Raw genomic sequence first — 12926 nt, 5'->3', positions numbered from 1 at the left:
GTAAGCGACCTGCAAGATAATCGCCGAAAGGCGCTTGCCGCGCTGGCATCATGGGCGGCATCGCCAGGCGAAGGAGCTTTCGGTGCACATCATTCTGGTGGAAGACGACCCGCAGCTTGGCGCCGCCATCCAGCGTGCGCTGGAACGGCTGGCCTATACCGTGACCTGGCTGCGCAACGGCCGCGAGGCGTTGATGGCCCTGCGTGACCAGACCGCCGACCTGGTGCTCTTGGATCTGGGGTTGCCGGGCATGGACGGGCTGGACGTGCTGGTCGCGGCGCGCGACACGCACGTCAGGACACCGGTGATCGTAATGACGGCGCGCGATGGCCTGGATGCCCGCGTGCGCGGGCTGGACGCCGGTGCGGACGACTATCTGATCAAGCCTTTCCATCTCGACGAACTGTGCGCGCGGATCCGCTCGCTGACCCGGCGCACGCATGGCCTGGCGGCCAACCGGATCGAGGCCGGCGCGCTGGTCCTGGACCTGGGCACTTCCGAGGTGGTGTTCCGCGGCGAACGCATCGAGCTGACCCGGCGCGAGTTCTCGCTGCTGCAGATCCTGATGGAGCGCGCCGGCCGGCTGGTGCGGCGCGAGAGTCTGGAAAACTCGCTGTACGGCCTGGACAACGTGGTGGGCAACAGCGCGCTCGAAGTGCTGGTGCATACGCTGCGCCGCAAGCTGAGTTTCGAGACGATCCATACCGTGCGTGGCTTCGGCTACATGATCCCGCGGGAACCGAAGTGATCCTGCCGAGCCTGCGTGCCAGGCTGCGCTGGCTGATCGTGCTGGTGCTGGTCGCGGTGCTGTTGCCGCTGGGCCTGTTGAGTTTCCGGCGCACCCTGATCGAGGTGAACGAACTGTCGGACGGCCGACTGGCACAGTCCGCGCGCACGCTGGACGTGCTGATCGAGCATGCCGGCATCGGCTCCCTGCGCAGCGACGATGGGCAGGGCATGCGGGTGCCGGTCGAGCCGCCCCGTGCGCAGGCATTGTCGCGGCATGGCCATACCTACGAGTCGGAAGTGGGCTTCCAGGTCTTCGGGCATGATGGGCAGCTGGTGCTGGCGACGGTGAACCTCGCCAGCCTGCCGCCGCCGCGGCCGGACGATGCCAATTTCCGCGACGTGCGACAAGGCGGTTATACGTGGCGCATCTTCACCCTGGCCGACCCGGTCGCCGGCGTGGTGATCCGTACCGGCGAGCGTTACGACAGCCGCCATGACATCGCGCGTGCGCTGTGGTTCGACCACGGCCTGCCGTTGTTGATCGGCCTGCCGTTGCTGGCCCTGCTGGTCGGCTGGGCGGTGAAGCGGGGACTGCGCCCGCTGGAATCGCTGGCCAGCGCGCTGGCGTCGCGCGAACTGGGCAGCCGCACGCCGATCGTGCTGGCGCGGGCGCCGGTGGAACTGCAACCGGTGCTGGGTGCGCTCAACGACCAGTTGGAACGACTGGCCGACGCGCTGGAGCGCGAGCGGCGCTTCAGTGCCGACGTGGCGCACGAACTGCGTACGCCGCTGGCATCGACGATGATCAATCTGGAAAGCGCCATGGCGACGACCGATCCGGCGGAAGCCACGGCCAGCATGGTCAGCGCCCAGCATGTGGTGGCCGGACTCGCCCGCCGGGTGGAGCAGTTGCTGGCGCTGGCGCGACTGGAGTCGGGTGTGGCCTCCGGCCAGCATGCGGCGGTGGATCTCGCTGCGGTCGCGGTCGACGTGATCGAGGAACTGGCACCGGTCATCGCCGAAAGCGGCGTGGAGCTCGCTTATGCGCCATGCGCCGAGCAGGTGGTGGTGGACGGCTACGAAGCGGCGCTGGCTGCGCTGCTGCGCAACCTGATCGAGAACGCCATGCGGCACGTGCCGGCGGGCGGGCAGGTGCAGCTTTCGGTCGGCAAGGAGGTGCAGGACGCCGTGCTGGAAGTGATCGACGATGGCCCGGGTATTCCGGCGGAGCGCCGGGCACAGGTCTTTGCGCGTTTCCACCGCGAGGCCAGCAGTCGCGGCGAAGGGTATGGGCTGGGGCTTTCCATCGTGCAACGCGCGGCGCAATTGCACGGGGCGACGATCCAGTTGCTCGATTCCCCGTTTGGCAACGGTTTGCGAGTGCGTGTCGCGATTCCGTTGCCCAAGGCATGAGCACGCCCCGGCGGATGCGCCGGGGCAGTGCGGTCGTGCGATTTCAGGGTTGCCCGACGGTGAGGATGGCAAAGCTGCCTGGCACCAGGTTTGGACGTCCGTTCGCCTGTTTGGTCTTGTCCCATTGCGCGGCAGAGAGGTACAGCCGATGTGAGCGCGGATCAAGCGCGAGCGTGCGTGCGCTGGGTTGGGTGGGGATGGTGGCTGTCACGCGGAAATGGGTGGGATCGTCTTCGTGCACGGCGGTGATCGTGCCGCTTTCGCCATTGGAGCTGTAGGCCGTCGCGGTGGCGTCATCGAAGACCACCGCATCCGGTCCGTCGCCGATCGGCATGGTGGCGACGAGCTGGCCGTTGTCGGCATCGAGCACCGCCATCTTCTGGTTGTCGCATACCGAGAACAGCCGGTGGTGGGTGCGGTCGATGGCCAGTCCGCTGGGCGATTCGCAGGGTGCCAGCGACCAGGTGTGCAGCACCTTGTTGCTGGCCGAATCGATCTGGGCCAGTTCGGCCTTGTCCTCGATGTTCACGTAGACGTGGCCGGCGCCATCGGCTACCGCGAACTCGGGTTTGCCGGGCAGGGCGATGCTGGCGATGACTGCATTCTTCGCCGGGTCGATCACGCTGGCGGTGCCGCTCTTGCCGTTGAAAGTCAGTACATGGTGCGAGGCTGGGTCGTAGACGATCGCATCGGGCTTCTCGCCGGTACCGCTGACGGTGGCGACGGTCTGCAGCGTATCCAGGTCGAACACCGTCACCGAGGCGCTCTTGCCGTCGCTGGTGAAGCCGCGCTTGAGATCCTGCGCGATCGCGATGCCGTGCACGCCCTGGGTATCGGCGATGCTGCCGACCTGCTTGTGCCGATCGACGTCGATCACCAGCACATGATCACCGCGGCTGACGAAGAGATGGTGCCGCTGCGCGTCGAAACTCAGGTAGTCCCAGCCGCCCGGTCCACCCAGCGCCAGCTTCGAGAGCACCTTGTAGTCGGTGTGTGGCGTCGTCGCCTGGATAGTCAGCGGCAAGAGCGCCGCAGCCAGTAACGTGACGGGCAGCATGGCGCGCAGTAGCGGTTGCATGGGTGGCTCCTTGGGGTTGGGGATGGACGGATGCCTTGCTCCAGCCAGCATGCAGCCGGTGGCTTATGCGTGCCTTAGGGATGGTTTGAATAAGTCTTGCCCGTCATCCCAGCTTTTGCTGGTAATGACGGGCAATTCAGGCCATTCATGGATCCGGGGCTCGGCCCGGGTGCTTCGCGCAAGCTTTCGGCAAAGTAGCTGCTAAGGCAGGCTTGTTAGTCTCTGTCACTGTCCTGCGAGACATCTTATGGAGTCCGGTTTGTCGCTATCCGCACGTTCAATGGCCTGTGGCCTGGAGCAGGCCGGTGCCGTGGCGCGAAAACTCGCGACGCGCCTTGGCCTGTGGTCGGTCGGTGCGCTGCTCGGCGGTTGTGCCACATACCATGCGCTGCCCTTGCCTGAGCCCGGCAAATTGCCGGCGCAACTGGCCGAGTTGCGCGGCGCACCGGCAGCCGGAACGACACTGGATGTCGCGACGATCGAGCGCCTGGTGCTGCTCAACAATCCCGATCTGCGCCGCGCCCGCGCGGAGCACAAGGTGGCGCAGGCGCAGATGCTCCAGGCCGGGCTGCTGCCCAACCCGGCGCTCAATGGCAGCCTGGGTTACCTGATCTCCGGGGCAGGAGATTCCACGGCATGGACGGCAGGCATCAGCGAGGACATCAGGGCATTGGTGACCCTGGCGCCGCGCCGTGCCGCGGCGCAGGCGGCCGCGGCGCAGGTCGATGCCAGCCTGTTGTGGCAGGAATGGCTGACGGTGGGCCAGGCGCGGCTGCTGGTGGTCGATCTGGTCGAGGGTGAGCGGTTGGCCGCGGCGCAGCAACACAGCCTCGGCCTGCTGCAGCAGCGCAGCGAACGCATGCGCCAGAGCATGGCCGATGGCAATCACGACCTGGCCACCGCCGCGCCCGATCTGGCGGCCGCGGCTGACGCGCAGGCAGCCGCGGACGATTTGCAGCGTCGCCTGCTGGGTCAGCGACATGCGCTGAACGCGCTGCTCGGCCTGGCGCCCGATGCGGTCGTGCCGATGCCGACGCGGCTTGATCTGCCCGCGCCCGATACGACGCAAATGCACCAGCAGATCGACACCCTGCCGCGCCGGCGCCCCGATCTGGTGGCGCTGCAGCTTGGCTACCAGGCGCAGGAGGCGACCCTGCGTGCGGCGGTGCTGGCGCAGTTCCCGGCCTTGTCGTTCGGCTACAGCGCCTCGCAGGACAACAGCCGGGTGCGCAATGGCGGCCCGGCGATCAGCTTCGAGCTGCCGATCTTCGACCGCAACCAGGGCAATATCGCGATCGCCAAGGCCACGCGCCAGCAACTGCACGATGAATACCGCGACCGCCTGAACTCGGCGCATGGCGAGATCGACGCACTGCTGGCCGAGCAGGTGCAGGCGCGTGCGCAACTGGCGGCATTGCAGCAGCCATTGCATGAGGCTGCGAATGAAGCGACGCACGCCGAGCATGCCTGGCAAGCCGGTCTGATCGACCTGCGCAGCTATGTCGATCTCGTGGCGGCGGCACAGGCCCGGCAGTCTGGAGCCATCGCGCTGGAACAGGCCGTGCTCGAACAACAGGTGGCCATCGACACCCTGGTCGGTGCCGGCATGCCCGCCTCCCTTCCCCAGGAAGTCATCGCACCATGAGCATGTATCTGCGCTTCTTCGCGCCTGTGACACTGGCCTGCCTGCTCGCGGCATGCGCAGCCGGGCAGGGCGATGCCGACGGGCAGGGCGACAAGGTCAGTGCGCTGGTCACCACCCAGCCGACCCGCCACGGCAACCTGCCCGAGATCGTGAGCGCGTACGGCACGGCGGCGCCGGCGCTCGACGCGGCCACCACCCTCAACGTGCAGGCGGAAGGATCGGTGGCGCACTTCGAGGTCACCGCCGGTGTCGCCGTCAAGCGTGGCCAGCCGCTGCTGAGTTTTGCCCTGGCACCTGCTGCCGTGGCGACCTACCGGCAGGCGCAGACGGCATGGGAACTGGCCCGCACCCAGCGCGCCCACACCGGGCAATTGCTGGGCCAGCAACTGGCCACGCGCGACCAGTTGGCGCAGGCCGACAAGGCGCTGAGCGATGCGCGTTCAACGCTCGATGCCTTGCGCAAGCAGCAGGGCGACGCAGCGGTGTTCACGCTGCGGGCGCCTTGCGACGGCATCGTCAGCGCGATCATGGCGAACCAGGGGGGCGTGCTGCAGGCCGGCGCGCCGCTGCTCGCGATGGCGCGCGGTGATGGGGTCGTGGTCAGCGTCGGGATCGAGCCGGATGCCGCCCATCCGGTCAGCGTGGGCGATCGCGTGAACCTGGTCCCCCTGGGCTCCGGGACTGCGGTGCACGGCGTGGTCAAGCGCGTCGCCGGCATGCTCGATGCGCATACCCACCTGCTCGACGCCGACATCGTGCCGACCGGTACGGTCGTCGTGGGCGCGGGTTATCGCGCGGACATCATCATCGGGCAATGGCAGGGCTGGCTGGTACCGCGTGATGCGCTGGTCGGCGACGGTGACGCCTGGCAGGTATTCCAGGTCGCCGATGGCAAGGCGGTGCGGGTGCCAGTGCATATCCTCGGCGAATCCGACACGGCCACGGTGGTGTCCGGCCAGCTCGATCCGCAGCGCCCGCTGGTGGTGGTGGGCAACACCCAGCTGGACGATGGGATGGCGGTGCGCAGCGCCACGGCGGAGCCGGCGAAGTGAGTTATTCGACATGGCTGGCACGGCACGCGCGCACCATGGCCGTGGTGGCGCTGGCGCTCACCATCGCCGGCCTGATCAGCGCGATCTCGTTGCCGGTGGGCCTGTTTCCGCAGGTCTCGTTCCCGCGCGTGGTGGTCGATCTCGATGCCGGCGACCGTCCGGCCGACCAGACCGCGCTGATGGTGACGCGGCCGGTGGAGGAGGCGATCCGCACGGTGCCCGGCGTGGTCGGGCTGCGCTCGGAGACCACGCGCGGCTCGGCGCAGATCTCGATCGATTTCGGCTGGGGGCGCGACATGACCGCGTCCACCCTGCTGGTCGATTCGGCGATTGCGCGCGTGCTGCCCAGCCTGCCGGCCGGCAGTATCTACGACGTGCGGCGGATGGACCCGACCGTGTTCCCGATCATCTCGTATGCGCTGCAGTCCGACACGCTGTCGCCGGTCGCCCTGCGCGATGTCGCGCAGTACCAGATCGTGCCGCTGCTGGCCTCGGTGCCGGGGCTGGCACGGGTCGACGTGCAAGGTGGCGAAACCGCCGAATTGCAGGTCGAGGCCGATCCGCAGCGGCTGGCCCAGCATGGCCTGGCGCTCGGCGATCTGGCGACGGCCCTGGCCGGCGCCAATACGCTGCAGGCGGTCGGCCGCGTGCAGGATCACAACAAGCTCTACCTGGTGGTGGCCGATCATTCGCTGCATGGCATCGACGCGATCGGCAACGTGGTGGTCAAGAGCGATGCGAAGGGCTGGCTGAAGCTGTCGGATGTCGCGACCGTGCACGCCGGCTACGTGCCGCAGTGGATCAAGGTCTCCGAGGATGGCAGGCCGGCCGTGCTGTTCAATGTCTACGAACAGCCCGACGGCAATGCGGTGCAGATCGCGCAGCAGGTGCGCGCCCGGCTGGCCGGTTTCCGTTTGCCGGCCGGGGTGAAGATCCGGAACTGGTACGACCAGAGCGAGCTGGTCACGCAATCCGCCGCCAGCGTGCGCGACGCGGTGATCATCGGCCTGCTGCTGGCGGCGGCGGTGATGCTGCTGTTCCTGCGCAGCCTGCGCGTGACCTTCATCACCATGCTGGTGGTGCCGGCCACGCTCGCCGTGACCGTGCTGCTGCTGCGCGTGATGGGGATGAGCTTCAACATCATGACGCTGGGCGGCATCGCCGCGGCGGTGGGGCTGGTGATCGACGATGTCATCGTGATGGTCGAGCACATCGCGCGCCGTGCCGGCGCCGTGCGTGCGGATGTTCGTGGTGCGACGGGAGCGGACGCGGTGCTGCCGGCGGCGCGCGAGTTCATGTTGCCGCTGTCCGGTTCCAGCCTGGCCACGCTGATCGTGTTCATCCCGCTGGGTTTCCTCGACGGCGTCACCGGCGCCTTCTCCAAGGCGCTGTCGGTGACCATGGCCTGCGCGCTGGTGGTGTCGTGGCTGATGACCGCGCTGATCGTGCCGTTGATGGCGCGGCAATTGGTCGACTTCACGCGCTGGCATGATCCCGAATCGGATCGCGGCAGCCTGCTGCGTCGTGTCCATGCGCCGCTTTACGATGGCCTGTCGCGTCGGCCGCTGTGGCTGGTCGTGGTGCTGCTGCCCTTGCTGGTGCTCGGCTACGTGGCCTATCAGCGCGTGGCGACCGGGTTCATGCCGGCGGTCGACGAAAGCGGCTTCGTGATGGACTACTACACCGCGCCGGGCACCTCGCTGCCGGAAACCTCGCGCCAGGTGGGCGAGATCGAACAGATCCTGCGCGCCACGCCGGAGGTGGATACCTTCTCGCGCCGGCTGGGCACGGGCCTGGGTGGCGACCTGGGGCAGTCCTACCACGGCGACTTCTTCGTGCGCCTGAAACCGGATCACGCCCGCGCCACCGACGAGGTGATGAGCGATGTACGCAGCCGGATCGAAAGCGGCGTGCCCGGCGTGGACATCGAGCTGGCGCAGCTGATGGAGGATCTGATCGGCGACCTCACCGCGGTGCCGGAACCGATCGAGATCAAGCTCTACGGCGCCGACCCGGATCAGCTCGATGCACAGGCCCGCAAGGTGGCCAAGGCGATCGCGGACATCCCGGGCGTGGTCGACATCAAGGATGGCGTGCAGCTGGCGGGTGACGCACTGGACGTGCGGATCGACGCGGACAAGGCAGCGTTCGAGGGAGTGACCGCCGATGCGGTGACCCAGGCGGTCGATCAGGCCATGTCGGGCATCGTCGCCACCCAGCTGCCGCAGCTCAGCAAGAGCATCGGTGTGCGCGTGTGGATGCCTGGCGCGACGCAGTGGCGGATTCCACAGCTGGAACGCCTGCCGATCCGTGCCCCCGATGGGCATGTATTCCCGCTGCAGCGGGTGGCGAACATCGTGCCGGTGAGCGGCCAGCCGCAGATCGCGCGCGAGGACCTGCAACCGATGGTGGCGGTGACGGCACGCATCGACGGACGCGGCATCGGCGCCGGCATCGCCGACGTGAGGAAGCGGCTGGCGCAACCGGGCATGCTCGCTCCTGGCGTGCGTTACGAACTGGGCGGCCTGTACCAGCAGCAGCAGATCGCCTTTGTCGGCCTGGGCAAGGTGTTTGCCGCGGCGCTGGTGGCCGAATTCATCCTGCTGATGTTCCTTTATCGCCGCCTGTGGCTGGCGACCATCGTGATCGGCTGTTCGCTGTTTTCCTCGACGGCCGTATTCATCGCGCTGTGGCTGAGTGGGGTGGACCTGAACATCACGGCGATGATGGGCATGACCATGGTCATCGGCATCGCCACCGAGATGGCGATCTTCTATGTGTCCGAGTACGTGGCCGTGGCCGAGACCATGGAGCCGCGCGCGGCGCTGCGCGTGGCCAGCCAGAATCGCCTGCGCCCGATCACCATGACCGCGCTGGCGGCGATCCTGACCTTGCTGCCGCTGGCACTGGCGATCGGCCAGGGTTCGGGCATCCAGCAGCCGCTGGCGATCGCCATCATCGCCGGGCTGGTGCTGCAGTATCCGGTGGTGCTGCTGGTGATGCCGATATTGATTGGCTTGACCCTGAGGCGCCCGGGCGCGGCCTGACGCCATCCGTTCACGCTGGGGTGAATCTGCAGCGGGTCGCATGCGGTGGGCGATGAATCCGGTTTGGCCGGGGTCGGGCAGGGGAAAGGGCGCCGAAAGGCAGCGTTTCTACCCTATCCAGTATCGTTATTAGCGCGAGCTTCCCCTGATGTCCGTGTCTGGCTGGACCATCCTCTGTGATTTCGACGGCACCATCTCCGTCGAGGACGTGATCGACTCCCTGCTCGACCGTTTCGGCCGTCCCGGCTGGGAAGTACTTGAGCAGGACTGGCGTGCCGGCCGCATCGGTTCGCGCGAGTGCATGTCCGGGCAGGTCGACCTGCTGCAGATGACCCGCACCGAACTCGATACGCACCTGGCCGGGTTGTGGATCGACCACGCGTTCCCGGGTTTCGTGGCGAAGGCGCGTGAGCTGAATGTGCCGATCCGCATCGTCAGCGACGGCCTCGACTACGCGATCCACCAGATCCTCGGTCGTTATGGCCTGGACAACCTGCCGCTGGCGGCGAACCACCTGTCGCCGGCACAGCCGCCGAAGCAGTGGCAGCTCACCTCGCCGTTCCAGGCGGACGGTTGCCGCAGCGGTACCTGCAAGTGCGCCTGCGTGGCGCAGGCCCGCACGACCGGTGCGAAGACCTTGCTGATCGGCGATGGCGCCTCGGATTTCTGCGCCGCCGACCGCGTCGATTTCGTGTTCGCCAAGCATCGCCTGATCGAGCATTGCCGCGCCACCGGCATCGACTACGTGCCGATCACCGGCTTCGAGGATGCGCTGGAGTTCCTGCCCAAGCTGCTCGACGGCAGCCTGGCCAGCCATTGGCATCACGAGCCGGCGCACGCTGTTTCTTGATCACGCTGCACGCCGCGACAATTTCCGACACCCCGAATCATTCCGGATCATTCCCCATGAAAATCGACAAGACCGCCGCCGGCTTCATCGACGACGCGCAGCTGCTCGCCGACGAGGCGAAGTACAGCTCCTTCGGCGACACCGTGCATTACGTGGACCCGCCGAAGATCTTCCGCCACGGCGAAGGCAGCTACATGTTCGACACCGCCGGCACGCCGTTCCTCGATCTGCAGATGTGGTACTCGGCGGTCAACTTCGGTTACGGCAACAAGCGCCTCAACGACGCGCTGAAGAAGCAGATCGACGTGCTGCCGCAGGTCGCCAGCCAGTACCTGCACCAGACCCGCATCGAGCTGGCCAAGACCATCGCGCTGGATGCGAAGAAGAAGTTCGGCCTCGACGGTCGCGTGCACTTCAACGTCGGTGGCGCGCAGGCGATCGAGGATTCGCTGAAGATCGTGCGCAACGCCTGCAACGGCAAGAGCCTGATGTTCGCGTTCGAGGGTGGTTACCACGGCCGCACGCTGGGCGCTTCGTCGATCACCTCGAGCTACCGCTACCGCCGCCGCTTCGGCCACTTCGGCGAGCGCGCGATGTTCCTGCCGTTCCCGTACCCGTTCCGTCGTCCGAAGGGCATGACGGCGGAAGAGTATTCCGACAGCTGCGTGCGCCAGTTCGAGCGCCTGTTCGAGACCGAATACAACGGCGTGTGGGACCCGAAGACGAACCAGTGCGAATACGCCGCGTTTTACGTCGAGCCGATCCAGGGCACCGGCGGTTACGTGATCCCCCCGCCGGGCTTCTTCCAGGGCCTGAAGAAGGTGCTCGACAAGTACGGCATCCTGATGGTGTCCGACGAAATCCAGATGGGTTTCTGGCGCACCGGCAAGCTGTGGTCGATCGAGAATTTCGGCGTGACGCCGGACATCGTGGTGTTCGGCAAGGCGCTGACCAACGGCCTGAATCCGCTGTCCGGCCTGTGGGCGCGCGAAGAGCTGATCAACCCGACCGTGTTCCCGCCGGGCTCGACCCATTCCACCTTCAATTCCAACCCGCTCGGCACCTCGCTGGGTCTGGAAGTGATCAAGATGGGTTACGAGCTGGACTACGAGACCACGGTGCCGAAGAAGGGCGCACATTTCCTCGAAGGCCTGCGCGACCTGCAGAAGAAGCACAAGGAAATCGGCGACGTCGACGGCCTCGGTCTCGCGCTGCGCGCCGAGATCTGCACCGACGACGGCTTCACGCCGAACAAGGCGCTGCTCGACAAGATGGTTGACATCGGCCTGGCCGGCGACCTCGAGCACAACGGCAAGAAGATCGGCCTCGTGCTGGACGTGGGCGGCTGGTACAAGAACGTGATCACGTTCGCGCCGTCGCTGGACATCACGCACGAGGAGATCGATCTGGCGATGTCGTTGCTGGACCAGCTGCTGACCAAAGCCAAGAAGGGCTGAGCTTGGTCGCGCGTGGATCATCACGCGCAAAAAGAACCCGGCGACAAGTCGCCGGGTTCTTTTGTTTGTTGCGGAGTGAAACCGCGTTACGGAGCGCGTTTGAGCGCCAATACGGCGTTCAGCCCACCGAACGCGAACGAGTTGCTCAGCGCAGCGCGCACGGGCATCTCGCGGGCGACATTCGGCACGTAATCCAGGTCGCAGGCCGGATCGACCTGATCCAGGTTCGCGGTGGGCGGCACCACGCTGTCGCGCAAGGCGCCGACGACGGCGACCAGTTCCAGCGCGCCGGACGCGCCCAGCGCATGGCCGTGCATCGACTTGGTCGAGGACACCGCGAGGCGGTCGGCGTGCGCGCCGAACGCGAGGCGGATCGCCTTGGTCTCGGTGGCGTCGTTGGCGAGCGTGCCGGTGCCGTGGGCGTTGATGTAGTCGACGTCCTGCGGGGCGAGGCCGGCGTCGGCCAGCGCCTGGCTCATCGCCGCGGAGGAGCCTTCCGCGCTGGGCATCACGATGTCGGTGGCATCGGCGGTCATGCCGCTACCGGCCAGCTCGGCCAGGATGGTGGCGCCACGCGCCTGCGCGTGTTCCAGCGATTCCAGCACGAAGATGCCGGCGCCCTCGCCGAGCACCAGGCCGCGCCGGTTGATGCTGAACGGGCGGCAGGTGTCGTCGGCCAGCACGCGCATCGCTTCCCACGCGCGCAGCGCGCCGTAGGTGAGGCAGGCTTCGGTGCCGCCGGTGATGGCGACGTCGGCCATGCCGTAGCGGATCATCTGCGCGGCCTGGATGATCGCGTGGTTGGCCGAGGCGCAGGCACTGGCCACTGCATAGGTAGGGCCGCGCAGGCCCCAGGCGATGCTGATCTGGCTGGCCGAGGCGTTCGTCATCAGGCGCACGATGGTGAGCGGATGCGCGCGCGGGGAATTCTCCGCGTACAGTCGCTTGCTCTGTTCGTCCTGGGTGGTCTCGCCGCCGACGCCGGTGCCGACCACCACCGCCGTACGCACGCCGAGTCCGTCCTGGCGGAAGTCCAGACCGGATTGCGTGATCGCCTCACGCGCGGCATGCAGTGCGAATTCCGAGGTGCGGTCGAGCATCGGCAAGGTACGTTCGTCGATATTCGCCGCCGGATCGAAACTCGCCGGCACCTGCGCGGCGATCTTCACGCGCAGGCGTTCGGCATCCGGATGACGCAGCGGGCCGATCGCACTACGCCCTTCGCGCAGGCCTTGCCACAGCGCTTCGGCGCCGACGCCGAGCGGGCTGATCGCGCCCATGCCGGTGATCACCACGCGACGCATCGAAACGGTCGGCATTACTTCGATCCTTCGCCCGCGGCGGCTTTCTCATCCAGTGCCTTCTGCACCGCATCGACCAGGCTCTGTGCCGTGTCGCTGTCGAAGTTGGCGCCCTGCTGGTCGGGGAAGGTGATGTTGAAGTGTTCCTCGATGTCGAAGATCAGCTCGATCGCCTCCAGCGAGGCGATGCCCAGGTCCTTGAGGGTGGATTCCGGCTTGATGATCGCCACATCGATCTTGGCCTGCTTGGCGATGATGTCGAAAAGCTGTTGCTGGGTCGTATCGGTCATGAGCGGGTTCCTGGCTGTACACGACAATCTTACATACTCACCAGTCTAGGCAAATTGGCTTACC

General features: G+C 66.9%; 10 protein-coding genes. 7 read left to right on the top strand and 3 right to left on the bottom strand.

Annotated features, from left to right (window positions below):
- Positions 1 to 82 precede the first annotated feature (82 nt).
- Complete coding sequence (locus tag B0E46_RS06515; RefSeq protein WP_077555001.1) at positions 83 to 748, top strand: response regulator; 666 nt, start codon at positions 83 to 85, stop codon at positions 746 to 748.
- Positions 745 to 2142 (top strand): ATP-binding protein, encoded by a 1398-nt coding sequence (locus B0E46_RS06510; protein ID WP_077554954.1) that lies wholly within the window; start codon positions 745 to 747, stop codon positions 2140 to 2142. The genes B0E46_RS06515 and B0E46_RS06510 overlap by 4 nt, the downstream gene beginning before the upstream one ends.
- 43 nt (positions 2143 to 2185) lie before the next feature.
- Here B0E46_RS06510 and B0E46_RS06505 read toward each other — a convergent pair whose 3' ends face one another.
- Positions 2186 to 3220, bottom strand: a complete 1035-nt coding sequence (locus B0E46_RS06505; protein ID WP_077554953.1) for a PQQ-binding-like beta-propeller repeat protein — start codon at positions 3218 to 3220, stop codon at positions 2186 to 2188.
- Between the two features lie 259 nt (positions 3221 to 3479).
- Here B0E46_RS06505 and B0E46_RS06500 point away from each other — a divergent pair, with 259 nt between their 5' ends.
- From B0E46_RS06500 to B0E46_RS06480, 5 genes are all read left to right on the top strand, one after another.
- Positions 3480 to 4865, top strand: coding sequence for a TolC family protein (locus B0E46_RS06500; protein WP_168171146.1), 1386 nt, complete (start codon positions 3480 to 3482; stop codon positions 4863 to 4865).
- Positions 4862 to 5917 (top strand): efflux RND transporter periplasmic adaptor subunit, encoded by a 1056-nt coding sequence (locus B0E46_RS06495; RefSeq protein ID WP_077554951.1) that lies wholly within the window; start codon positions 4862 to 4864, stop codon positions 5915 to 5917. The genes B0E46_RS06500 and B0E46_RS06495 overlap by 4 nt, the downstream gene beginning before the upstream one ends.
- A complete protein-coding gene (locus B0E46_RS06490; protein WP_077554950.1) occupies positions 5914 to 8964 on the top strand; it encodes an efflux RND transporter permease subunit in 3051 nt (1016 codons plus the stop codon). Before B0E46_RS06495 ends, B0E46_RS06490 begins: the two co-directional genes overlap by 4 nt.
- 148 nt (positions 8965 to 9112) lie before the next feature.
- Complete coding sequence (locus B0E46_RS06485) at positions 9113 to 9814, top strand: MtnX-like HAD-IB family phosphatase (protein ID WP_077554949.1); 702 nt, start codon at positions 9113 to 9115, stop codon at positions 9812 to 9814.
- Positions 9815 to 9870: 56 nt separating this feature from the next.
- On the top strand, positions 9871 to 11271 hold the full coding sequence (locus B0E46_RS06480; protein WP_077554948.1) for an aminotransferase class III-fold pyridoxal phosphate-dependent enzyme: 1401 nt from the start codon (positions 9871 to 9873) through the stop codon (positions 11269 to 11271).
- An 86-nt stretch (positions 11272 to 11357) separates the two neighbouring features.
- Here the strand turns inward: B0E46_RS06480 and B0E46_RS06475 are convergent, their stop codons facing one another.
- Entirely contained in the window at positions 11358 to 12590 is a 1233-nt protein-coding gene (locus tag B0E46_RS06475) for a beta-ketoacyl-[acyl-carrier-protein] synthase family protein (protein WP_077554947.1), read from the bottom strand.
- Positions 12590 to 12862, bottom strand: a complete 273-nt coding sequence (locus B0E46_RS06470; RefSeq protein ID WP_077444582.1) for a phosphopantetheine-binding protein — start codon at positions 12860 to 12862, stop codon at positions 12590 to 12592. Before B0E46_RS06470 ends, B0E46_RS06475 begins: the two co-directional genes overlap by 1 nt.
- Positions 12863 to 12926: the final 64 nt, after the last annotated feature.

Origin of the sequence: Rhodanobacter sp. B04, from assembly GCF_002001125.1 — a bacterium.
In the GTDB taxonomy this organism is placed as follows: domain Bacteria; phylum Pseudomonadota; class Gammaproteobacteria; order Xanthomonadales; family Rhodanobacteraceae; genus Rhodanobacter.
This window is presented reverse-complemented; position numbering and strand designations above follow the sequence as displayed.